Source organism: Bordetella muralis, assembly GCF_054781015.1.
Map to the genome: position 1 here is coordinate 889,247 of NZ_BAAGVF010000008.1, position 22,943 is coordinate 912,189.

Here is a 22,943-nt window from a genome sequence, read left to right on the forward strand (position 1 = left end):
CTGAGACGCCGACAAAAGCGTCGCGCTGGCAATCAGGATCGGCCTGCAGCGCTCAGGCTATCGCTAGCCGTACGCGACGCCGCCAGTTCCGGCTGCAACACCAAACGTTCAGGCGCGGTATAACAAACAAAACGCCGATTGATGGCGCGGCCAATGGCGCACAATCCCAGATCCCGCGCGATTTCGTATCCCATCTGGGTCATACCGCTGCGCGACACCACGACTGGCACGCCCATCTGCGCGGATTTCATGATCATTTCACTGGTCAACCGCCCCGTCGTGTAAAAGATCTTGTCGTCGCCCCGCTGCTCGGACGGGGGCTGCATCCACATCCAGCCGGCCAAGGTATCGATGGCGTTATGACGTCCCACGTCCTCGACAAACATCAGCATCTCGGCGCCACGAAACAATGCGCAGCCATGCACTGAGCCTGCCGATTTATAGGTTGTTTCCTGCAGACGAATGGCATTGAGCAGGCCATATAACTCGGTCTGTGTCACCTGCGCATGCTCGGCCAATTGGATGTGATCCAACTCCTCCATCAGGCCGCCGAATACACTGCCCTGCCCGCAGCCGGTCGTCACCACACGCTGCGCAGTCCGGGCATCGATATCCGTAATGCCGTGGCGCGTTTCAACCGCCGCGGCATTGACTTCCCAATCGACCATGATGGACAGTACGTCGCTGGCCTCGCGGATCAAGCGTTGATTACGCAAGTACCCCAGCACCAATAGCTCGGGCATGGCGCCCAGCGTCATCAGGGTCACAATCTCGCGCCGATCGACATAAATCGTCAAAGGCCGCTCTGCCGGAATGGACACCGTCTCGGCAGCGCCAAACTCGTTTACGACCGTTACCTCACGGGTCAACGGCGCACTTGCCTGAGTCAGTCGGGGCAACAACGGTGCTACGCTCACTTAGCTAGCGGCTTGCCGGCATTGTCGGGCTGGGCGGAACTGGGAGGCTGCGATGCCGTTTCTGCGGGCGAGTGCGCCCCGGAGCCTTCTCGGGCCTGCGGCGGTTGCGCAGGTACATACGCAAACGGCCCCGGATCTGAACAGGCAGGTGTGGCCACAGGCTCGGGCGCGTCTTTGCCGGCCGCCTTCATGCGCGCACGATATTGCTCTGCGACCTTGTCCTGCGCCGCACACAATTGATAGGCGGCCACCTTGGTGCTCCAGGCGGCCTTGGCTTTGGCTTCAGCGGCCTTGGCCTCGTCTTGGGCACTCATTGCCGCCCATGCGGCTTGAGTACTCAACGCCCCCAGCACCAATGACCATACTGCGAATCTCGTCTTCATCCGTCCTCTCTTTCCATGTCACGCATGGCTCGGACCGGCTTGCGCAAAACTTTTCTGCGCAAGCTCTCGCTTGTTCAATGTGACCCAGACGTCGGCCGTACCATGGCGTGGCTGCGTCCTTTCGACGCCCGATCGGCGGTGCGCTGCGCCGGGATCTTGCCTGCCTTGATATCGTCGTACCAGAGGTCATGGTGTTCACGCGCCCACGTTTCGTCGACGTACCCGGTCTTCATGGCCTTATATGCGCCTTTCATACCGATCGTACCCAGATAGATGTGCCCCAACAGCATGCACATCATGAGGATAACCGACACCCCGTGAATCATATGGGCAATCTGCATATTGCCACGCGTATACGCCAGCCCGGGCACGACATGATCCAGAAACAGGCCAGACACCACCACCACCATGCCCAGGAACAGCATGCCGCCCCAGAACATGAGCTTTTCACCGGCGTTAAAACGTCCCGACGATACATGCTGAGGCCGCAATAAACCGCCGCCCTTGCGCAGCCACGTCCAGTCGTAACGGCGCCAGAGGTTGTCCTTGGCAAAGGTCAGCAACACGACGATCAGAGACACGGCAAACACGGGGCCGACGAAATTGTGCGCGGTTTTCAAGAACCAGGTCAGCTTGCCAAAGATGGCAGCTCCCATCCACGGCAACATGAAGAACTTGCCAAACGCCATCACGATGCCGGACAAGGCCAGGATGACAAACGCGGTCGCATTAACCCAATGTGCGGCGCGCTCGAAATACGTGAAACGCTCGATCTTGCGGCCCGTTTCCGCGCCGTGGACCTTGATCGGCCCTTTGGCCAGATAGAACAGCGCGATCGCCACAAATGCAATCAGCAACAATGCGCCGCCATAGGGGATCAGCCAGTTGTTCCGCACCTGACGCCAGGCCTCGCCAGCCGTGGTGTATTGCGACCCTGGATACTGCACAAAACGCTGAATCAGCACGCCGGCTTCGGGCGCCTGGCTATGCGGCAAACTGCTGTATCCAGGCTCGCCGGAATTGACCTGGCGCCACATGGGCGCGTTATTGCCAGGTTGTACTTTGGCGCGCTCGGCATTGGTTTGCTCGGCATAGCCCGGCTGCTCATTGGCATCGGGCTTGACCTCAAAAATATTGGCGCTCTGGATACCACCCAGCCCGCCGCCGGCCGGGGCGGCTTGCTGAGCTGCCGCAGGTGCAAGCAATACGACTGTCGTCAGCATCGCCGCGCACAGCGCTCCCCAAGCCCCCAGGAGGCGTTTCTTACCTTGGGAAAATGACCGTAACATGGCGATCTCCGGTCAGTTAAGTTTGTTGTACTCGTTCTGTCCGCGCTGGGTTCGTGCGGTCATCTCGCTGGTCCAACTGGTCTTGTCACCTTGCGTCCAGCCCGGCGCCACAAAATTACTGCCGGTGCCCTCATACTCGGGGACGCCATGATAACCATTGGAATGCATTTCCTGCGGCGTCTCTGTACAGGCCGCCAGCATCAGGATACCCATCACGGCCAAGGCAAAACGTGCGCTCATGATTTACCCTTTGTGTCCGTGGCCGGCTGCGATTGTGCAGGCGGTTGACCAGCCTGTTGCGAGCCATAGGCCGTCCCCCAGCCCCAGACCTCGGCGCCCTTGCCACGATGCAACACGCGCGTGCGGAAAATATCCGCCACCACGTTGCCGTCGCCGCCCAACAGGGCCTTGGTGGAACACATCTCGGCGCACGCGGGCAGTTTGCCCTCGGCCAGACGGTTGCGGCCATACTTTTCGAACTCGGCGGCACTGCCGTGCTCTTCGGGTCCGCCCGCGCAGAACGTGCACTTGTCCATCTTGCCACGCACGCCAAAGGCCCCTTCGGACGGGAATTGCGGCGCGCCGAACGGACAGGCATACGAGCAATAACCGCAACCGATACAGGTGTCCTTGTTATGCAAGACCACACCTTCTTCGGTGCGATAAAAGCAATTCACCGGACAGACCGCCATGCACGGCGCATCACTGCAGTGCATACAGGCAACCGAGATGGACTTCTCACCGGGCACGCCATCGTTCAAGGTCACCACGCGGCGGCGGTTAACGCCCCACGGGATTTCGTGTTCGTTCTTACAGGCCGTGACGCAGCTATTGCATTCGATACAACGCTCTGCATCACAGACGAATTTCATTCTCGCCATAACGCTCTCCTCAAGCCTTTGCGATATTGCAGATCGTGGTTTTGGTTTCCTGCATCATCGTGACGGAGTCATATCCGTACGTGGTGCCCGTGTTGACGGCTTCGCCGCGCACAATCGGCGCTGCGCCTTCCGGATAGCTGGCCAACATGTCCTGCCCTTGCCAATGACCCGAAAAGTGAAATGGCATAAACGCCGTGTCGGGACCCACCCGCGGTGTGACCAACGCCTGGACGTTCAGGCGCGCACCCGTGGGGGTATGCACCCATACCCGATCGCCATTCTGAATGCCGCGATCGGCGGCCGCTTTTGGATTGATTTCGACGAAAGCTTCCTGCTGCAACTCAGCCAGCCAGGGGTTGGAACGCGTCTCTTCGCCCCCGCCCTCGTACTCGACCAAGCGGCCCGAGGTCAAAATAATCGGGAATTTTTCGTACAGCTTGTCCGCGACGTTCTTTTGCTGCAGCGACGTGTACAACGTCGGCACGCGCCAGAATGTCTTCAGGTCGTTGTGCGAGGGATATTTCGCGACCAGATCCGGGCGCGTGCCATAGATAGGCTCGCGATGCTGCGGGACAGGATCCGGGAAATTCCACACCACGGCACGGGCCTTGGCGTTGCCAAACGGATAGCAGCTATGGTTCTTCATCACCACACGGATGATCCCGCCAGAAGGGTCTGTTTTCCAGTTTTTACCTTCGGCCGCGGTCTTTTCCGCATCGGTCAGCTCGCTCCACCAACCCAGTTTCTTGAGCAGCACATGATCGAACTCGGGATAACCTGTCGTCAGATCTGCGTCTTTCGAATGCGAGCCGTCTTCGGCCAACAGGCTGACGCCATCACGCTCGACACCGAAATTCGCACGGAAATTCCCGCCGCCCTGCATCACGTTCAGGCTGGTGTCGTACAGGTTCGCGGTCCCCGGGTGCTTCATCTCGGGGGTGCCCCAACAGGGCCACGGCAGGCCAAAATAATCGCCCGTCAGGTCATAGCCCGTTTCGGCGTCCTTGCCGCCTTTGGCACGCAGCGTCTTCACATCGAACACGTGCATATTGCGCATATGCGCTTTCAAGCGCTCGGGACTCTGGCCGGTGTACCCGATTGTCCAGCAACAGCGATTGATCTCGCGCAGGACGTCCTCGATCACCGGCTCGTCCATGCCTTTGACTTTTTGCAGCGCGTAGTTCTTGACGAACTCTTTGCCAAAACCCAGCTTTTCGGCGAGCTGATACATGATCATGTGATCGCTGCGGCTTTCCCACAGCGGCTCAATGACCTTTTCGCGCCATTGCAGTGAGCGGTTCGAGGCCGTACAGGAACCGCTGGTCTCGAACTGCGTCGCAGCCGGCAACAAATAAACCGCGCGATTCGGATTGAGCTCTTCGGGTTTGCCAGGCATGGCCGCCATGGCCGCTGTCGCCGACGGATAAGGATCCACGACGACCAGCAGATCGAGCTTGTCCATGGCCCGCTTCATTTCCAGCCCACGCGTCTGCGAGTTGGGAGCGTGGCCCCAATAGATGACGGCCTTGAGATTTGTGGGTTGATCCAGTACCTCGGGATTCTCCAGCACGCCGTCGATCCAACGCGACACCGTGATGCCCGGTTTGGTCATCAACTCGGGCGAGGCGTACCGGCTCTTGATCCACTCGTAATCTACACCCCATGCGTTGGCGAAGTGTTTCCACGAGCCTTCGGTCAAGCCGTAGTATCCCGGCAGTGAATCCGGGTTGGGGCCCACATCCGTGGCGCCTTGCACGTTATCGTGGCCGCGGAAAATGTTGGCTCCGCCACCCGATCTGCCGATATTTCCCAACGCCAACTGAACAATACAGGACGCGCGCACCATGGCGTTACCGATGGAGTGCTGAGTCTGCCCCATACACCACACCAACGTGCCGGGCCGGTTCTCGTGCATCAGCTTGGCCACGCCATACATCGTGGCTTCGTCGACACCGCATACATCCTGAACCTTGTCCGGTGTCCATTTTGCCAACACATCGGCTTTGACCTGATCCATGCCGTAGACACGCGCATCGATGTAGGCCTGGTCTTCCCAGCCATTCTTGAAGATGTGATACAGCAGGCCGAACAAAAACGCCACGTCCGTACCCGACCGGATGCGAATGTGTTGATCGGCCTTGGCGGCAGTCCGTGTAAAACGCGGATCCACCACAATCATTTTGCAACCGGTTTCTTTCGCGTGCAGCATGTGCAGCATCGATACGGGGTGCGCTTCGGCCGCATTCGACCCAATGTACAAAGCGACCTTGGCATTCTGCATGTCGTTGTACGAGTTGGTCATGGCGCCGTAGCCCCACGTATTGGCCACACCGGCAACCGTCGTGGAATGGCAGATACGCGCCTGGTGATCGCAATTGTTGCTGCCAAAATAGCTGACAAACTTGCGCAACAAATACGATTGCTCGTTGTTATGCTTGGACGAGCCGATCCAGTAGATGGAATCCGGCCCGCTGTCCTTGCGCAGCTTCAGTAGCTGCTCGGAGATTTCGGTCAGCGCCGTGTCCCAGCTGATGCGCTGGTACTTGCCGTTGACCAGCTTCATCGGATAACGCAGACGGTGCTCGCCATGGCCGTGCTCGCGCAGGGCGGCGCCTTTTGCACAGTGCGCCCCCAAATTGATGGGCGAATCGAACACGGGCTCTTGCCGCACCCAGACGCCGTTTTCCACAACGGCGTCGACCGCACAGCCGACCGAACAGTGCGAACAGACCGTACGGCGCACGGACGTTTTGGTTTTGCCGGTCAAGACCTCTTTGGTTTCGGCGGCATCCGCTTGCCTCACCAGCGCCAGGGGCGCAGCGGCCAACCCGGCGCCGACGCCTATACCTGAACGACGCAGAAACGTGCGGCGATCCATGGTAGGCAAAGCCTGAGACAGGCCCCGACGCAGGCTTTGCACAAAATTGGATTCCGCCGCGCTATCGCGCGCGGCAGCGGTTTTCTTAGTCAGCAACATGCCGGACTCCGTCACACGAGGGTGGTCTTGTAATAGCGCTTGACGTGTTCGCTCACGTGGTAGCCGCCCCCATTCTTGGGCGCCGGCTTGGCGTCCGCCTGGGTCTGAGCAGTCTGGCGGTTTTCAGGCAGTACGGCCGCACCAGCAGCCGCAGCTCCCGCTGTGGCTGCACCGGCCAAGAACATCCTGCGCGAAAGTCGAGGATTCTTTTGTGACATGTCGATCCCCTCCGGGGCTACTAGATATGAAACTCTTTGCATACTGTACCGCGATAACAGACAAAGGGCCAATTCCCTTTCATGAGTATGGCTATTGGTCACGCAACGTCAAAGCTGCCTTCCCGACCGCAATTCGCCCAAGCTAAGGCAACATGTCGAAGCCCTGTGCTTCTATGTTGTTGAAATCCCGGAAAAATTCAGCCAAGCGCGCATAAAATCGTGCAGCCGGTTGCTGCATGATTGCAGCGCACAAATCGTCTGCCCACGGGCGGATGTGCGCCGAAAAAAAATCCCGCTGCCGAGCCAGATTCGACGTGTCCGCATTCGCGCCCGTGATCAGGAAACGCATGACTTCGCACAAATAGGCGATGTGATCTTCGGTTTCCGGCATGGCAGGATCACGCGTGAGCCCCAACGCAGCCAGGTCATCGCGCAAGCGGACCAAAGGCTTCTCATTGAGGAAACCCGCGAGGTAATGCGATCCGAACAAATAAACGTCCGGCTTGCCGACCCCCCCGAACAACGTATCGTGCTCGGCCTGTATGGCGGTCACGTCCAGCTCGCGCGCGCAAGCGAGCAAGGCGTTCCACGAAGGCGCCAGCACGCTATCCGAATCGTCGTCATCGGCCTCCCGCAACTGTGCCAGTAGCTCTGGCGCAGGCGGCGCATAGAACAAATGCGCCAGCAGGCTATAGATCTCTGCCCGCGCAAAGTCTTCGTCATGGCTGGCAAGTTCGGTGGCGGTAGGAGGAATAATCGTCATAGATCAGTAATGCGGATCTCGTTGGGAGACGAATACATATCGATAACACGGCAGTCGCCGCACATTTTCAAGCGCTCAAGCGCCGCACCCTGGAACATCGCGTGTCCGCCCAGACGCTGCAACATGGTTTCCACGCCCTTTTGCGTACCAAAGGCCTTGTTGCACCGAACGCAATGGAATGGCTGGGCCTCATGCAGAACCACGGCCTCCTTGCGGCGCTCGGACAGCAATAGCCGTGGGACCAGCTGAATCGCGTCTTCGGGGCAGGTCTGCTCGCACAGGCCGCACTGTACGCAATTTTTTTCGATGAAACGCAGCTGCGGGAGCTGCGAGTTGTCTTTTAGTGCGTTGGCCGGGCAGGCGCTCACACAACTCATGCACAGCGTACAGGCATCGGCGCTGACCGTGATCGCACCGAACGGCGACCCGCTGCCCGGTACTCCACCCGGCAAATCGATCGCCTCGGGTAAAGGCTCGGGAGCCAAGGCCACCAAATGATCCAGCGCGAGACTGAGCGTCGTCCTTTTTTCCGGTGCCACTGCAAAACGGGCGGGTTCGGCAGGCGCGGTGGGCCGCCGGCTCGCCACTTCCTGCAGAGCGCCGTCCAGCGCCCCGACGTCTGTCGCCTGCAGCAAATGCAAATGCTGTCCCGCATAACCCAAGCCATTCAGGATGCGCTGCGCGATATCCATCTGGGCCTTCAGGGCCGCTTGATACTGCGGCGCCTCTTCGCCTGTCAGCAATACCGCCACCTGGGTCGCGCCAAACGCAACAGCCGACAACCAGAGGTCCGCTCCCACGCCAGCGGTATGCCACAGCGAAACCGGAATCACATTGGCAGGCACGCCCTGCGCCTGCCTCAACTGCGCCGCGCGGCCCAGCGCCTCGACCAGTTGCTGGCCGGCTTGCTGACTATGCAACAGCAGTACGGCATGGCGTCCACCAGCCTGGGCATACGTCCCCAAGAGCGTGCGCAGTTTCAGTCCTTGATGGGGATTGCGCGGATACGTGTAGGACAGCGCTCCGCTCGGGCACGCGGTCGTACAGGCGCCACATCCTACGCATAAATGCGGATCTACCACGATCCGTTGGTGATGCTTGTCGCTGCTGATCGCCTCTGCGGAGCAAACATCCACACACGCCCGGCAGCCTACCGTTTCGTTACGGCTATGCGCGCACAGAGATTGTTTGTAGTCGAAAAATTTTGGCTTTTCGAACTCGCCCACCATCTCGCGCAGTTTCAGCAATGTCCCCGGCGCATTGTCGGGCCAGGTGAAGTACCCCTGTGGCGGCTCATGACGGTGATACTGCGGCGTCGTTCCGAGATCCAGCACCAGATCGAAGGTTTCCGTCAGTTGCCTGGGCGGACGCTGGAAATCAATCGCGCCCGCCACCGTACAGGACGCCGTACAGCTTCGATGCCCGGTGCAACGTGTCAGATCCACCTGGTAATCCAGGCCGATCGCCCCTTCGGGACAGGCCGCCACACACGCATTGCAGCGCGTGCACAGATCCAGATCAATCGGATTGTGCTGTGACCAGGACAGCTCAAACGCCCCCAACCTGCCCTGCAAACGATCGAGCTTGCCCGCGAGCACAGGGTATTGACGTGCCTGCGTACCGCCTGCATGGCCGTGGCCATCCGCAAACAAGGTGACTTCCAGCACATCGTCCAGCAGCGCCGCCGCCTGCTCGGCACGGTCCAGCGGCCCTATGATCAACAAGCGACCCGCGCTGCGATACGTTACCGTCGCCACCGGATCCGGTTCAGGCAGATGTGCCGCGGCGAGCAAAGCGGCCAATTTAGGCATGGCCTGACTGGCATCCCGGCTCCAACCACCTGTCTCACGAATATTCACAAAGCGCACCGGCGCGATCGCGCCTTCGGTGCGACGCCCGAGTTCGCCAAACAGCCGTGTTTCCTGCGTACAGGCCACCACGACCTGATCCGAGCCGCGGATCGCTTGCTGGAAATCGCCCGCTTGACTGCGGCACAGCAACGAATGGGGAGCCAAAGGCTCGCCCAACGCGCGGCTCAACTCGTCGGGAGCCAGCGGCATAGTGCGGTTGCAGTCACAGATTAAAGTCGTCATGAGCGCAAGAAAATAAAAGGTCCAACGACAGGAGTTTACGCTGACGCGATGCGGAAAAAGAACCGAGACGCATTCATGTCATGACGTCGATGATTTGACGGCTCGAATTGATTCGGCCGTTGCCTGTGCTGCTGGGTCTGCTTCAGATGCCACCTCTCCACGCTCTGCCTCGCGCTCATCCTCCGTCTCGGCCTGACCCGTTGCGTGCCTGGGCTCACTGTCCGCCGCATTCGGGTCTGCCTCCCCGCCCTCGGCGATGGGGCTTTCGCTATCCTCCACGGCGGCTTCAAACATCTTCAGCGCCTGCGCACTCACCAAGCGCCGCAACATGGGCGCCGGCAACGGCTCCAGGTTCGAATAGTCATCGATATAGATGTCCAGGCCGTCCATCACGTTGTAATGAGGATCGGAAAACAGTTTTTTCAAAGCGGCGTTTTTGACCTCAGGCGCGACCTGCCGCGTCATGAATGGTGCAAAATCCGAATCCCGGGTCAGTGCCTGCACGTCCTGCAGCGTCAACGGCGGCTCCTCGCTCCCGGCGTCACGGTTGCCCGTTTCCGACACGGCCTCTGCAGGCGAGGCCGCAGATGTCCGCTGCGAAAATTCGCCGCTAGCGGGATCCTTTGCCGCAACCTCACCCTCAGCAGCTTGCGCCGCAGGCGCGTGCTGCTGGGGGTCCTCGTCCGGGGTTCCTCCCTCGCGGGCCTCGATCTTGCGTCTGGACCAGCGATGCAGAAAACCGCTTCGATCGTCCGTCGTCATGACGAACCCTCACCGCGGAACTTCTTTAGCGTCGACACCGAAGCAGGGTTACCAAAACGGTCCTGCAGTGATTGGAAACTAGCCGGACGCTTGCGCCGTTTAGGTTCGGGCACATAATGCGCGGCAATAAAGGCATTCATCCATTGCACCACCGACGGCGGCGCGGGCACCTGCTCCACCGTTTCCTGAGCATCCAGCCAGCGGCCCGCATCGTGGTAGCTCAGCGTCACAATTTCGGGCCGGGCCTGGGGCTCGCCGCCATCTTCGGCGTCATGCATACGCCACAGCACAAACCAGCATGGCGCCGCCGTCGTTGCGTTCAACACATAGCCTTCGGCGTCGTCTTTGAACAAGCGCACCGTATATCCGGGGTGCAGCCAGCGCTCTTGGGTATCGTCCTTATATAAAAGACGTGCCGTCGGCCCGAATGCCGTTTCGTTGACGACCACATCATCCAGCACCCAGCGCCATTCCTGCCAGCGGCTCATGGGGCCGATGATGCGCTCCTTGCGCATCACCACCGCTACATCCAGACTGAGAGGCAAGGAATCGCTCATGACGCTTTACCTACTTCGCTCGACTGACCGAAATCGCCGACAGCTTCGAAGAATGGTCTTTGGCCATGCCAGCCACCGACACCGCCACGTGGCGCGCAACGGACTTGTACAAACCCGCGACCTCGCCATCCGGATCCGCGATCACAGAAGGCTGGCCCCCGTCGGCCTGCAGACGGATATTGATGTCCAAGGGCAAGGCGCCCAAATACGGTAACTGATAATCGGCCGCCATCTTCTGGCCTCCACCCGACCCGAAAATATGTTCGGCATGGCCGCACTGGCTACAGACGTGAACCGCCATGTTTTCGATCACGCCCAGGATCGGCACCCCGACCTTTTCGAACATTTTGACGCCCTTGCGCGCATCCAGCAAGGCAATGTCCTGAGGCGTCGTGACGATGACAGCACCGGTCACCGGGACTTTCTGGCTCAGCGACAGGTGAATGTCACCCGTGCCCGGTGGCATGTCCACCACCAGATAATCCAGATCTTTCCAGTTTGTCTGGCGCAATAATTGCTCCAATGCCTGCACCGCCATCGGGCCACGCCAGATCATGGCCTCGTCGGCATCGACCAAAAAGCCGATAGACATCACCTGCACCCCGTAGTTTTCCAGGGGCTCCATCGTGTTGCCGTCTTCGCTCTGCGGGCGCGCGTTGATGCCCATCATCATGGATTGGCTGGGGCCATAGATATCCGCATCCAGAATCCCGACCCGGGCGCCTTCGGCCGCCAGCGCCAGCGCCAGATTCACGGCCGTGGTGCTCTTGCCCACGCCGCCTTTGCCTGACGCCACCGCAATGACGTTTTTGATGTTGGGCAGCAATGCCACCCCGCGCTGTGCTGCATGCGCCACAATCACTGAACGCAGATTGATGGACACATTGCCCACACCCGGCAGCGATTTCGCTGCCGCAATCAATGCGCTGCGTAACGCCGGGACCTGGCTCTTGGCCGGATAACCCAGTTCCACATCGAACGCCACATCGGCGCCATCAATCTGAAGGTTTTTCACCGCCTTGGCGTCGGCCAAGGGCTTGCCCGTGTTGGGATCAATGACGGCCTGCAGGGCCTGAAGCAAAGTATCGGAAGTGACCATGAAGGGTCTGTCTCTGAAATCAGCGAAAGAGAAAGGAGTCGTTAATAAAGACGACGAAGGCCGCGCCTTTGGTTTGCTGCCCCCGGCGGGAGCGATTTCGCGCCAAAGCGGCTAGGCGGCTACCTTCGGGCATGTTAGCAGAGCGGCAGTTGGGTCTAGCGCCTGTTCGGCCCGCGCAATGAGGCTGGTCTATACTGGCCGCCATTGCGCGGCGCTATGCGCGGCGCGTTTTATCGCGTGCCATGATCCATACTAACGATATTACGGGCCTCATCCTCGCGGGTGGAAGGGGCAGCCGCATGGGCGGCGTAGACAAAGGACTGCAGAACTACCAAGGCATGCCCATGGCCTTGCATGCGTTGATGCGTCTCGCACCTCAGGTCGGCGACACCATGATCAACGCCAACCGCAATCTGGGCGCCTACGAGGCCATGGGGGTCGCCGTCTGGCCAGACAACCTGCCGGACTTTGCCGGCCCCCTGGCGGGATTGGCTGCCGGACTGGAGCGCTGCGAAACCTCTTACCTGGTCACGGTGCCGTGCGACTGTCCCCGGTTTCCGCTCGATCTGGTGCAACGTCTGGCCCAAGCGCTCACCGAACAAGACGCCGACATCGCCATGGCCGCCACGCAACAAGATGGCAAGTTACGTACCCAGCCCGTTTTCTGCCTGATGAAAACGTCGCTGCTATCCAGTTTGCTGGAGTTTTTACATAGCGGCCAGCGCAAAATCGACGTCTGGACGGCTCAACACCGCTGCATCGACGTAACCTTCGAAGATGCGCAGGCCTTTGCCGGTGCCAACACTCTGGCCGAATTGCAACAACTGTCCTGATGACTCGTCCCCTGCCCCCCAGTCTGGCCTCCATCGTTTCCTGTATCAGCGGCTACGACCCCAATGCCCTGCCGATTCCGCAGGCCCGCGCCTTTATTGACCAACTGGTGCCGCGCCTGAACACGGTGGAAATGCTGCCGTTGCGTTCGGCGCTGGGACGCGTGCTGGCACGCGATATCGTGTCGCATCTGAATGTTCCGGCGCACGACAATTCGGCCATGGATGGCTACGCATTCGCCGGCAGCGAGTTGACAGACGATACTGACACGGTGTTGCAAGTGACCGGCGCCCTGCTGGCAGGAGACCCCTCCGGCCGCTCCGTCGGCGCAGGCCAGTGCGTACGCATCATGACCGGCGCCGTCATGCCCGCCGGTCTGGACACCGTCGTCCCTCAGGAATTCGTCAAGCAGGATGGCGATCGGATCATCGTTCCCGCAAATGTCTTGCGCGCTGGAGACAACCGGCGCTTGGCCGGCGAAGACCTGGCCATCGGCGACAGCGCGCTGACGGCCGGCCGCGTACTACGTCCCGCCGACATTGGCCTGCTGGCCTCATTGGGCCAAGCTGAAGTCCCGGTACAAAGACGGCTGCGCGTCGCCTTTTTCTCTACCGGCAACGAATTACGCTCTATTGGCGAAACGCTGGACGAAGGCTGCGTATACGACAGCAACCGCTATACCTTGTGGAGCATGTTGCAGCGGCTAGGCGTCGAGATCCTGGATCTGGGCGTCGTACGCGATGACCCGCGGGCGCTCGCGGCCGCCTTCAGCGCCGCGGCCGCCAACGCGGATGCCGTCATCACCTCGGGCGGCGTCAGCGTCGGCGAAGCCGACCACACCAAGACCGTCATGGCCGAACTGGGCGATGTGCTGTTCTGGCGGATCGCCATGCGTCCGGGCCGGCCCATGGCCATCGGCCGTATCCGCGCCGACCACGGCGACGCCATTCTGTTTGGTTTGCCGGGGAATCCGGTTGCCGTCATGGTGACGTTCTACGCCCTGGTGCGTGATGCGTTGTTGACCATGTCGGGCGCCACATCGAATACGCTCCCCTTGCTGCGCTGCACGGCCGCACAACCCATTCGGAAAAAACCGGGCCGCACGGAATATCAACGCGCCATCGTGACCCCGGCGGCGGGCGGCGGGTGGCAAGCCAGCGTCACCGGTTCCCAAGGCTCGGGCATTTTGCGCAGTATGAGCGAGGCCAACGGTCTGATGGTATTGCACCACGACCAAGGCAACGTCGCTGCCGGCGATCTCGTCGACGTGCTGCCCTTTGACGGCCTGATTTAAGCCGTTTCCAGACCTGATTCCCTGTGACGAATCCCCAAATGACAAGAATTATCGGTTTTGCCGGATGGAGCGGTGCGGGCAAGACCTCGTTACTGACCAAACTGATCCCCTGCTTGAAAGCCCGGGGCCATAGCGTCTCTACGGTCAAACATGCCCACCACGCGTTCGACATCGACACCCCTGGCAAGGACTCGTTTCTGCACCGCGCATCCGGTGCAACGGAAGTCCTGGTCGCCTCGTCCGCCCGCTGGGCGCTGATGCATGAGCTGCGTGGTGCACCCGAACCCGAGTTGGGGGAGTTGCTCAGCGCCATGAGTGCCGTCGACTTCATTCTCGTCGAGGGATTCAAGCGCAACGCACACATCAAGATCGAAGTCCACCGCCGGTTGAACAACAAGCCCTGGCTCTACCCTGACGACCCAAGTATCGGCGCCATCGCCAGCGATACGGACTCGAGCGAACATCCCTTGCCACACGTCGCGCTGGATGACATCGAAGCCGTCGCGGACTTGGTCGAAACCCTGGCCTGGCCACTGGACATCGCGATCGCCCGCCTGACTCAGCGAGGAAATGCCGCCTGAACGCCGAGCAGGCCAGGGCGTCGCTCACCCCTCCCCCAGGGGCCAAGGAACCTTGGGGCGGCCCGGCGCTTCCTTGGGACCCATTCCCGCAGTACAGTAGCGGCTGCAAAATCGCCTGTGGGCGTCAAGGAAGCATCTTGAATTTCATTTTCCGAGGCAACGAACTTTTAGTCCAAGAGACCGGCCTTGAACTCCCTGATGCCGCGGTCTGCGCTGCACTCAGCCTGCAACCCGAACGCTTGCAGCAAGTGTGGCTGGACAACCCGCACATCCGCACCACCCACGTCCCGCTGACGACCGAGCCGCCTGCTGGCTACGCTTTCCTCAAGCTGCGTGCGCTATTCAGCGAATTGGGCGATCGCACCGCACTGGCCGGCCGCGCCTTCCAGATTGCAGAATGGGCGCGCACCCACCGGTATTGCGGTGTCTGCGCAACCCCGATGCAGCCGGTCGGGCACGAGCTCTGCATGCGCTGCCCTTCTTGTGGGATGTCTGCGTATCCTCGCATTTCCCCCGCCATGATGGTGCTGGTGCGCAAGGGCGACAGCATCCTGCTGGCACGCCACGCGACCTATGCGACGGCGCGCCACACCGCATTGGCAGGCTTTGTCGAGGCAGGAGAAAGCATCGAGGACGCCATCCATCGTGAAGTCTACGAAGAGGTCGGCCTTCGAGTGACCGACCTGCGCTACTTCGGCAGCCAATCTTGGCCCTTCCCCCATTCCCTGATGATTGCCTTCACCGCCGAATATGTAGAGGGCGAGATCCGAGTACAAGAAGACGAAATCGCGGAGGCTCATTGGTACGGCCCTGGCGACACGCTGCCCGATATTCCTATGCGCGAATCCATTGCCGGCCGCCTGGTCCGCGCCAATCTACCCGCCGGTACGAGCTCCTGATACCCTTGCCGCACGCCTGCGGCGCCTGACTATCAGTGCCGCAGGCAGCGGAATCTCTCATGCGACATTCCACTCTTCTATTCATCATCGCCGCCTTCGTGCTGCTCGTTGTCAGCCGGTTGGCGTTGGCTGCCTGGCAATGGCGCCGCGTCACCAAGGCCGGCGGCTTGCGCCCCTTGCTACTGGGCGGGCTACGCATCGACACGAATCAGATCGCCGTCCTGGTCGCGCTGCCTGCGGTGCTTTCGCCGTTATTCGCCCACTTGCCGGCCGCTGCGACCGCAACGGGGATCTGGCTCCAGGTATGCTGGATCCTGCTGGGCTTTCTGGAGGTCGCCACGCCGGCCTTCATCATGGAATACGACACGCGCCCCAATCGCCTTTTCGTGGAATACCTGAAGCATCCGCGAGAGGTCTCCGGCATGCTGTGGCGCGGCTACAAACTGGAGCTGGCAGGCGCATTGGTCGCAGTCATCGTGCTACTGGCCATTGGCCATGCCCTGTTCGGCGATCCTCAAGTCGAAGCCCGCTGGTCCTGGTGGCAAATGGCGCTGGGCAGCCTGGTCATCCTCGCTGCCGTCATTCTCGCCATACGAGGCACCCTGGGACACCGGCCGATCAATCCTTCGACCGTGGCGTACAGCAACGACGGCCTGCTCAATACGCTGGCTTTGAACTCGCTCTATAACGTGCTCTATGCCATCTACAGCATGAAACACGAAAAATCCGCGGCGGCCGTCTACGGACGAATGCCGGGCGAGCGCATGCAAGAAATTGTCCTATCCAGCGCAGGGCTGCCCCATCCCCCGGCGCTGCAAACGCACCCCAGCGTACACCTGCAAACCCCTACACACACACGCGCCCGTCCTGCCAATATCGTCATCATTCTCGAAGAAAGCCTGGGAGCCCAGTACAGCGCTGCATTGGGCGGCGACAAAGATCTCACACCGCATCTGGACGCGCTGGCACGCGAAGGCTGGGCCTTCACGCGCACCTATGCCACCGGCACGCGATCAGTACGCGGCCTCGAGGCTGTCACGGCGGGCTTTCTTCCCACCCCGGCGCAGGCCGTCCTGAAACTGCCGGCCGCGCAACGCGGATTCTTTACCTTGGCCGACGTGCTGGGCCGCCACGGCTATCACTCTCGTTTCATCTACGGCGGCGAGTCGCACTTCGACAACATGAAGGGCTTTTTCCTGGGAAATGGCTTTGACGAAATCATTGACCTCCCTGACTTCAAGAACCCCGCATTCGTCGGCACATGGGGAGCATCAGACGAAGACATGTTCACCCAGTTAGATGCGCGACTACGCGCCGACACCGACAATAACCAGCCGTCGTTCACGCTGGCATTCAGCGTATCCAACCACTCCCCATGGGAATATCCTGCCGGGCGCATCACAGTCGATGGCAACCCTGCCACCGTTGAAAACACCGTGCGCTACGCGGATTGGGCGATAGGACAGTTCTTCGAACGCGCACGCCAAGCCCCCTACTGGGACAACACTATTTTCCTGGTGGTCGCCGATCACGACTCGCGCGTGTTTGGTGACACCCTGGTGCCCGTACGCCACTTTCATATCCCCGCCGTCATTCTGGGAGGTGGCATCGAGGCGCGGCGCGACGAGGGCATCATCAGCCAGATCGATCTGCCGCCCACGCTGCTGTCACTCGCTGGCGTCGCCTGCACGCACCCGATGCTCGGCCATGACCTGACGCGCAGCGCGCCGAATCGCGCCATCATGCAATATGAAAACCACTACGGTTATCTAAAGGGCGACGATCTGCTGGTGCTCCTGCCGGGCAAGGCCCCTGTGCAATTCCGCTATGGCGTGCCAGAGACCTTTACCCCGACGGACACCAACGCCGCACTCGCCGAAGAAGCCCTGGCGCACGCCCTCTGGCCCAGCTGGGCCTACCGCGAAGAACGCTATTGCGTTCCCACTGAAGCCTGAGCCTTCCCAACTGCTACTTGCCGTAGCGTTCTTTGCAACGACAGTGTCGAGATTCTTATGTCTCGCACTGTCGTGCCATCGCACACGCCATCATGACGATTTCCTTATCGGAATCGTCTGATATCGCTGCTCAAACTTCTCATTGTCATTTCGTCCTGCAGCCGTCTCTCTAGAATGGCCTGCAGGATGCGTGTCGGCTCAATTTCCCGCGCTTTCTGTTGACGCATGCACACGCTTCGATGTCGTGCGCGGCGTACGGCTGCGCGGCGCACGTCGCCCGCTCCATGCGGATGAGACTCCTGCAGTCTCTGACAGCGCCACCCCGATCAACGTCATCAACTCTTTATCGCCATGTTTCGCAAAGCCGCGCTCGACGCCACCACATCGCATCCGCTGGGAACCGTCATTGCCTTGCGGCCGCTATCTACTTCGCTATTGGTCGGCCTATTTGCGATATTCGGCTTGAGCCTGGTGCTGTTCTTCTGCTTTGGTTCCTATACCAAACGTGTCAAAGTCTACGGACAGCTCATCCCCGCTAACGGCTTGGTCAAAGTCTACGCTCCCCAGACGGGGGTCATCATCGCCAAGCACGTCGCCGAAGGCGCGGTGGTCCACAAGGGCGACCAATTACTTACCATCTCCAGCGAACGCTACACCCAAACCGGCACCGCCACGCAGGAAACCATCAGCAGCCGCATGCAGCGCCGCCTCGATCTCCTGCAACACGAGCGGGACAAGCTCGACACCATCCACCGAGAGGAATCCGCTACGCTGGCTCACACCATCGCCACGCTCTCGCAAACGCTGGATCGCATCGACAAACAGATCTGGCTGCAACGCAAGCGCGTGGCCCTCGCGCAAGACAGCTCGCATCGATACGAAATGCTGTCGTCCGAAAGCTACGTCTCGCGTGATCAACTCCAGGAAAAACAAGCCATCTACCTAGAACAACAGACCAGGCTTGCCGATCTGACCCAACAACGCGCGGAAACCGTCAAAGAACTGACCAGACACGAAAGCGAACAACGCACGCTGCCGTTAAGACAACAGGCAGCCGCCACGCAAATCGAACGCGAGATTCTCGCCATCACGCAAGACCTCGCCGAAAGCGAAGCCAAACGCCATCTCGTCATACTCGCCCCTGAAACCGGCCAGGTCAGCAGTCTCCTTGCCGAGATCGGACAGCACGCCGAACCGAACAAGGCCCTACTCAGTCTGGTTCCCCAGCACACCGAGTTGATTGCGGACATCTATATCAAAAACAAAGACATCGGTTTCACACGTGTGGGCGATCGGGCGCTGATTCGCTATGCATCCTATCCCTATCAGAAATTCGGCATGCACGGCGCCAAAGTCATCTCTATTTCAACCGCCGCCGTGCCTGCAGCAGAAATCGTGAACATCTCCGGCGCCATTCCTGGCCTGGATCAAAACACGGCACAAGACTTGTACTACCGCGCCGCGCTCCGCCTGGATGCGCAACACATCCTCGCTTATGGCGATGCACGACCGTTAGCCACGGGCATGGCGCTGGAAGTCGACATCTTGCGTGAAACTCGCGCCATCTACGAATGGGTCCTAGAGCCGCTGTACAGCATCACCGGAAAGGTATCGTAATGAGTGCGTTCACACTGGCAGACCTCAAACGTCTGATGTCAGGACGTTCCACGGTGCCTGTCATCCTGCAAGCCGAAGCCGCAGAATGCGCCAACGCCTGCATTGCCATGGTAGCAAGCTACTACGGCCAACCGCTCACTGTTCATCAACTACGGCAGCGATTCCCGATCTCACTAAAGGGCGTGACCCTCCTGCAGGTCACCAATATGTGCGAGCAGCTGGGCCTGCAGTACCGTGCCGTCACCCTCGAACTCAACGACTTGGCGAAGCTGCGCACGCCTTGCATTCTGCATTGGCGATTCAATCACTTTGTCGTGCTTTGCTCGACAAACGGTCGGACTGCGGTCATTCATGACCCCTCTACGGGGCGGCGAAAGATCTCCCATACTGAACTCAACGAGGCCTTTACGGGTGTCGCACTTGAGCTCTGGCCTGCGCAAAATTTTCAGATATCGCCACCTCAGCCCCCCCTGCCGTTGCGCAAACTGGTAGGGACCGTCTTTGGGCTCAAGCGCGCGCTGCTCCAAATCATCATCCTGGCGTTAGTGCTGGAAATGCTATCGCTGGCAACACCTGTGCTCACACAATGGGTGATAGACGATGTCATTGTTTCCGCCGACACGGATCTTTTGACAACACTGCTGATCGGGTTTGCCTTGCTGCTGATCATGCAAACAGCCGTTTCCACGTTGCGCGCTTACGTCGGCATGCAATTGAGCACCAGCCTGTCATTTCAGAGCAAGAGCAATCTGTTTGCGCATTTGGTCAAACTGCCTACCGCGTTCTTTGAGCGGCGCCATATCGGCGATATCGTGTCTCGATTTGGCTCGATAGACACCATCCAGCAGACGCTCAATGCCTCCTTGATCGCGGGCATACTCGATGGGCTGATGACGATCATCACCTTGATACTGATGTGGCTTTACAGCTGGCAGCTGTCCCTCATTGCGATCGTGGCGATGGTACTGTACGGCATCATTCGGGTCGTGTCGTATCCGCCGCTAAAAGCGCGTTCGCACGATGCCATCATCAAGGGCGCACAAACGCAATCTCACTTTCTCGAAACGCTGCGCGGTATACGCACTTTACAGGTCTTTCAAAAAACCCAGGATCGCTGCGCCGCCTGGCAAACCTTGCTCGTAGATCAATTCAATGCCGGCATCAAGATCCAAAAACTCAAGCTCGTCTTCGAACAATTCAACGCTGTCATCTTCGGCCTCGAAGGGCTGATCATCCTATGGGCAGGCGCTCACCTCGTTATCTCCTGTGGCTTCAGTGTGGGTATGCTGATGGCCTTTCTCGCCTATAAGTCGCAATTCAACCAACGAGTGGGTGCGTTGATCGACAACCTATTCGAATTACGCATGTTGCGCATTCAGGGCGAACGGCTATCCGACATCGTACTCACCTCTCCCGAAGCCCCCGGGCGCGATTCACAACGTCCCGTAGACCGGATCTCTGGCACGTTGGCATTCTCCAATGTCAGTTTCCGCTATGGCGACGCGGATCCCATGGTGCTGGATCAGGCCTCATTCGAGATCGCAGAAGGGCAGTCGGTCGCCATCGTCGGTACCACGGGTGCTGGAAAATCAACGTTGCTGAAGCTCATGCTGGGCATTCTGCAACCCACGCAAGGCGAAGCGACGATCGGCGGCATTCCCTATCCCGTGCTAGGGGCACGCGGCATACGATCGATCTCGGCCTCAGTACTTCAGGACGATGTTTTGTTTGCGGGTTCCATTGCTGACAACGTCAGCTTCTTTGACCAAAACGTAGATCGTGATTGGATTGAAACCTGTTGCAGACATGCTGCCATCCATGACGAAATTGCTGCACTGCCCATGGGTTATCACACGCTGGTGGGTGACATGGGAACGGTGCTTTCCGGCGGCCAGAAACAGCGGCTATTGATTGCGCGTGCTCTTTACCATCGTCCCAAGATTCTCATTCTGGATGAGGCCACATGCCATCTCGATCTCGCGGTCGAAGCACGCGTCGTTCATATGCTGAAAACGCTCAATATCACCCGCATTGTCGTCGCCCACAGGCCCCAGACCATCGCCTCGGCAGAGCGCGTGCTGGTGCTCAGGCACGGGAGAATCCATGAGCATATCCCGTCCGTGCCACATCATGGTTAGCCTCCTGAAGCGCACGATGCAGGCGTCGCATGTACTTCTTCTGGCTGCCGGCCTGATGATGGGGGCGGACTCAGCCACTGCAACCGGGAGGTCGCTCGATCTACCGCCGCCGCTCGAGCTCAACCTTGCTCCCGACGTCTGTGAAATGCCTCCTACATTGATGGGGCTGAGCCTGCGCGACGCGGTCCAAGTTGCGCTTTGCAGAACGCCCGACGTGCACCAGGCCACCATCGCAATCGAAGAGAACGTCGCCAACCTGGATGCCGCGCGCGCCAAGTATCTGCCCACGTTGAATGCCGATGCCGACGCCAGCCGTATCGGAAAACACGTCAAGTATCCTGCTCACCCCGTGCGCAACTATGATCTCTATGCATACAGCGGCAATGCCCGTCTCGGACTCAACTGGCTGCTGTTCGACTCGGGACAGCGCCGCGCGCAATACGACAATGCGCATGCCAAACTGAGTGCCGCCTTGTACAACAAAGTGCTCGTCAATCGCGATCGGACCATCACCGTTGCCGACAGCTATTACAAAGCCCGCAGCGCTACAGCCAGCGCCACGGCTGCCCGCGAAGCCGCCGCGCGCGCCGAGAAAAATTTCCATGCCACGCAACGCCTGCGTGAGGGCGGTGTCGGCTCCATTGCCGACGAGCTTCTCGCTAAAGTCGCGTGGCAACGCCACCTCGTCGACAGCGAGACCAAAGCCACGGCAGCCGAGATCACCAAGATCGCTCTCATCACCGCGATAGGTCTACCCAGCCAGACTCACCTCAGTCTCGCTGCCACGAATAACGCGGCCACAGCAATTGCCGCCGAAGCGCCCGCAGTGACTCGCTCCACCGTCAACGAACACATCACCTCCGCCATTCGCAATCATCCGCGACTCGCTGCCGCACGCGCCAATACACTGGCTTCCGAGGCAGAAACCCAAGCCATTGCAGCCCAGCACCTGCCCAAGATCAGCTTGCAAGCCGATCGCCACCTCGGCATCACCCCTCCAGCCAACGCCGTCGCCAGAGAAAACGTCAACAGCTGGTCCGTCGGCCTTACCGTGCATATTCCCATTTTCGACGGCCTCGCTACCCGCTACGCAACCGATGCTGCTCGAGCTCGAAGCCGGGCAGCCCGCGAAACCGAGCGTGCCGTCTGGCTCGAAGAAGAACTGAAGCTCCTCACGGATTTCAATCACATGACCAGCGCCGCCCAAAAAGCCGCCCTGCTCAAAGACGCAGAAACCAGTGCAGAACAAGCCTACCGCAGTGCTCAGATCCGCTATCGACAAGGCGTAGGTACCGCCGTCGAGCTCCTCAAGGCTCAAGACGAATTCGCCGGCGTTCAACAAGCCGCCATCGACGTGCACTACGAGTTACTCGCAGCGCAGTTTCGCGTCGCCGTTGCACTAGATACGCTGCCCCCAATCCATATTGACAGTCCATGACTCATGATATTTCACCCGTTCGTTATTTGGCATCGCACTTGTCACCATGCAAACACTATCGCGGCATGACCTTGCAGGGATCTCAGGCGGATTCAGCGAGCGACGCACTGACGACGCTTGGCTTTTCGCTGTGCGTACGCTGCGGGGGCACAACGTTGTGATGAGATCAGCCGAATCCCGCCACCAATATGATTACGACAGCATTCAGTTCGTTGAGCCTTTCTTCGGGGCGATAGAAGACATAGAAAACC

20 protein-coding genes are annotated in these 22,943 nt (G+C 59.8%); 8 read left to right on the top strand and 12 right to left on the bottom strand.

Annotated elements, in window-relative coordinates; translation table 11 throughout:
• Positions 1-32 precede the first annotated feature (32 nt).
• The 12 genes from ACYVIT_RS21805 to apbC all read right to left on the bottom strand — a co-directional run bounded on the left by ACYVIT_RS21805 (position 33) and on the right by apbC (position 11,939).
• Complete coding sequence (locus ACYVIT_RS21805) at positions 33-917, bottom strand: formate dehydrogenase accessory sulfurtransferase FdhD (RefSeq protein WP_415804565.1); 885 nt, start codon at positions 915-917, stop codon at positions 33-35.
• The gene (locus ACYVIT_RS21810; RefSeq protein WP_415804566.1) at positions 914-1,300 is read right to left on the bottom strand and encodes a hypothetical protein; all 387 of its coding nucleotides are present in this window, start codon (positions 1,298-1,300) and stop codon (positions 914-916) included. The genes ACYVIT_RS21805 and ACYVIT_RS21810 overlap by 4 nt, the downstream gene beginning before the upstream one ends.
• Before the next feature lie 74 nt (positions 1,301-1,374).
• The gene (locus tag ACYVIT_RS21815) at positions 1,375-2,589 is read right to left on the bottom strand and encodes a formate dehydrogenase subunit gamma (protein WP_415804567.1); all 1,215 of its coding nucleotides are present in this window, start codon (positions 2,587-2,589) and stop codon (positions 1,375-1,377) included.
• Positions 2,590-2,601: 12 nt separating this feature from the next.
• Positions 2,602-2,829 (bottom strand): hypothetical protein, encoded by a 228-nt coding sequence (locus ACYVIT_RS21820; RefSeq protein WP_415804568.1) that lies wholly within the window; start codon positions 2,827-2,829, stop codon positions 2,602-2,604.
• Positions 2,826-3,470 (bottom strand): formate dehydrogenase FDH3 subunit beta, encoded by a 645-nt coding sequence (gene fdh3B, locus ACYVIT_RS21825; RefSeq protein WP_094819611.1) that lies wholly within the window; start codon positions 3,468-3,470, stop codon positions 2,826-2,828. Before fdh3B ends, ACYVIT_RS21820 begins: the two co-directional genes overlap by 4 nt.
• A gap of 10 nt (positions 3,471-3,480) precedes the next feature.
• On the bottom strand, positions 3,481-6,447 hold the full coding sequence (locus ACYVIT_RS21830; RefSeq protein ID WP_415804569.1) for a formate dehydrogenase subunit alpha: 2,967 nt from the start codon (positions 6,445-6,447) through the stop codon (positions 3,481-3,483).
• 11 nt (positions 6,448-6,458) lie between these two features.
• A complete protein-coding gene (locus ACYVIT_RS21835; RefSeq protein ID WP_415804570.1) occupies positions 6,459-6,665 on the bottom strand; it encodes a twin-arginine translocation signal domain-containing protein in 207 nt (68 codons plus the stop codon).
• Positions 6,666-6,807: 142 nt separating this feature from the next.
• On the bottom strand, positions 6,808-7,428 hold the full coding sequence (locus ACYVIT_RS21840; RefSeq protein WP_415804571.1) for a TorD/DmsD family molecular chaperone: 621 nt from the start codon (positions 7,426-7,428) through the stop codon (positions 6,808-6,810).
• Positions 7,425-9,521 (bottom strand): 4Fe-4S binding protein, encoded by a 2,097-nt coding sequence (locus tag ACYVIT_RS21845; protein ID WP_415804572.1) that lies wholly within the window; start codon positions 9,519-9,521, stop codon positions 7,425-7,427. Before ACYVIT_RS21845 ends, ACYVIT_RS21840 begins: the two co-directional genes overlap by 4 nt.
• Positions 9,522-9,599: 78 nt before the next feature.
• Positions 9,600-10,283, bottom strand: a complete 684-nt coding sequence (locus tag ACYVIT_RS21850) for a DUF3306 domain-containing protein (protein WP_415804573.1) — start codon at positions 10,281-10,283, stop codon at positions 9,600-9,602.
• Positions 10,280-10,840 carry a DUF3305 domain-containing protein gene (locus ACYVIT_RS21855; protein ID WP_415804574.1) on the bottom strand — a complete coding sequence of 187 codons (561 nt, stop codon included), beginning with the start codon at positions 10,838-10,840 and terminating at the stop codon, positions 10,280-10,282. Before ACYVIT_RS21855 ends, ACYVIT_RS21850 begins: the two co-directional genes overlap by 4 nt.
• A 10-nt stretch (positions 10,841-10,850) precedes the next feature.
• Entirely contained in the window at positions 10,851-11,939 is a 1,089-nt protein-coding gene (apbC, locus tag ACYVIT_RS21860; RefSeq protein WP_415804575.1) for an iron-sulfur cluster carrier protein ApbC, read from the bottom strand.
• A 242-nt stretch (positions 11,940-12,181) separates the two neighbouring features.
• Between apbC and mobA the strand changes: the two genes are divergently transcribed.
• The 8 genes from mobA (at position 12,182) to ACYVIT_RS21900 (ending at position 22,692) form a co-directional block, all read left to right on the top strand.
• Positions 12,182-12,772, top strand: coding sequence for a molybdenum cofactor guanylyltransferase MobA (mobA, locus tag ACYVIT_RS21865; protein WP_415804576.1), 591 nt, complete (start codon positions 12,182-12,184; stop codon positions 12,770-12,772).
• Positions 12,772-14,064, top strand: a complete 1,293-nt coding sequence (gene moeA, locus ACYVIT_RS21870; protein ID WP_415804577.1) for a molybdopterin molybdotransferase MoeA — start codon at positions 12,772-12,774, stop codon at positions 14,062-14,064. The genes mobA and moeA overlap by 1 nt, the downstream gene beginning before the upstream one ends.
• 38 nt (positions 14,065-14,102) lie before the next feature.
• Positions 14,103-14,645: a molybdopterin-guanine dinucleotide biosynthesis protein B gene (gene mobB, locus ACYVIT_RS21875; protein ID WP_415804578.1), complete on the top strand. Its 543-nt coding sequence runs from the start codon at positions 14,103-14,105 to the stop codon at positions 14,643-14,645.
• A 137-nt stretch (positions 14,646-14,782) separates the two neighbouring features.
• Positions 14,783-15,544: an NAD(+) diphosphatase gene (gene nudC / locus ACYVIT_RS21880; protein ID WP_415804579.1), complete on the top strand. Its 762-nt coding sequence runs from the start codon at positions 14,783-14,785 to the stop codon at positions 15,542-15,544.
• 59 nt (positions 15,545-15,603) lie between these two features.
• Positions 15,604-17,499 (top strand): LTA synthase family protein, encoded by a 1,896-nt coding sequence (locus tag ACYVIT_RS21885; protein WP_415804580.1) that lies wholly within the window; start codon positions 15,604-15,606, stop codon positions 17,497-17,499.
• Between the two features lie 351 nt (positions 17,500-17,850).
• A complete protein-coding gene (locus ACYVIT_RS21890; RefSeq protein ID WP_415804581.1) occupies positions 17,851-19,116 on the top strand; it encodes an HlyD family secretion protein in 1,266 nt (421 codons plus the stop codon).
• Complete coding sequence (locus ACYVIT_RS21895; RefSeq protein ID WP_415804582.1) at positions 19,116-21,254, top strand: peptidase domain-containing ABC transporter; 2,139 nt, start codon at positions 19,116-19,118, stop codon at positions 21,252-21,254. The genes ACYVIT_RS21890 and ACYVIT_RS21895 overlap by 1 nt, the downstream gene beginning before the upstream one ends.
• Positions 21,220-22,692 carry a TolC family protein gene (locus tag ACYVIT_RS21900; RefSeq protein WP_415804583.1) on the top strand — a complete coding sequence of 491 codons (1,473 nt, stop codon included), beginning with the start codon at positions 21,220-21,222 and terminating at the stop codon, positions 22,690-22,692. Before ACYVIT_RS21895 ends, ACYVIT_RS21900 begins: the two co-directional genes overlap by 35 nt.
• Positions 22,693-22,943: the final 251 nt, after the last annotated feature.